The 866-nt window shown below is 65.5% G+C and carries 1 protein-coding gene and 1 pseudogene; one reads left to right on the top strand and one right to left on the bottom strand.

Translation table 11 applies throughout. The annotated features are described in order from the left end of the window. Nucleotides 1-434, top strand: a pseudogene (locus EOA24_RS42235) (ribonuclease E/G); the annotation flags it as partial. A gap of 199 nt (nucleotides 435-633) precedes the next feature. Here the strand turns inward: EOA24_RS42235 and EOA24_RS39710 are convergent. Continuing rightward, on the bottom strand, nucleotides 634-866 hold a 233-nt coding region (locus tag EOA24_RS39710; RefSeq protein ID WP_189354674.1), incomplete at its 5' end, for a glutaminase.

The raw sequence follows: 866 nt of genomic DNA, 5'->3' as shown, positions 1-866 counted from the left end.
CTTCAGAGGCCCCCGCTGGCGACGGCGAGGACGAAGCAGCGGAAGATGAGGACGCCGCAGGCGAGCCGGCCGTGGCAGCCGCGCCTGAGCAGCCTGCTGCCCCCGCGGCCGCCAATGACGACGCCGAGGCGGTCGAAAAGCCGAAGAAGCCCCGCCGTTCGCGCGCCAAGAAGGCCGCCGAGGAAGCCGTGGCAGAGACGGTGTCCGAATCTGTGGCGGAAGCCCAGGTCGCGCCCGTGGCGGTCGAGCCGGAGCCGGCGGCTGCCGCGGCGGCCGAGGCCGAGCCCGCCGCCAATGCCCACCCGACGCGGCGCAAGCCGCAGTCGATCGATGCGCCGGTTGTTCCCGTCGTCTCCTCGAACGTGTCCGAAGAGGCCAAGGCCGAGGACAAACCGAAGCGCGCAGGCTGGTGGCAGCGCAAGGGTTTCTTCTAAGCTTTTCAAATTGTTGGACTGATTTCTTTGCAAAGATCCCGCGCCACCTGGCGCGGGATTTTTTGTTTGCCGAAGCGCAAGGCAAATCGACATTCAGATCAGGCCGAGTCGAAAATGGTTGGTTCCGAGAACCGGAGTGAGCACCGGAAGCGCAGGAAACCGCCATTTGCAGGCCGGCCTCACCTGAATATCGACTTGCCTATGGCGCGAAGATCGACCAGTTCATCATCCGTGCGAGCTTCTCCAGGGCGATGGAGCCGAGCTTGGAGTTGCCGTTCTCGTTGAGGCCGGGCGACCAAACAGCCAGCGAAGCCACGCCGGGCACGATGCCCAAAATGCCGCCGCCGACACCGCTTTTGCCGGGGATGCCGACGTGGAAGGCAAAATCGCCGGAGCCGTCATAGTGGCCGCAGGTCAGCATCAGCGCGCCGA

The sequence above is a fragment of the Mesorhizobium sp. M2A.F.Ca.ET.039.01.1.1 genome, from assembly GCF_003998035.1.
Classification (GTDB): domain Bacteria; phylum Pseudomonadota; class Alphaproteobacteria; order Rhizobiales; family Rhizobiaceae; genus Mesorhizobium.
Note: the sequence above shows the minus strand (reverse complement) of the source record. Positions and strands in the feature narration are given on the sequence as shown.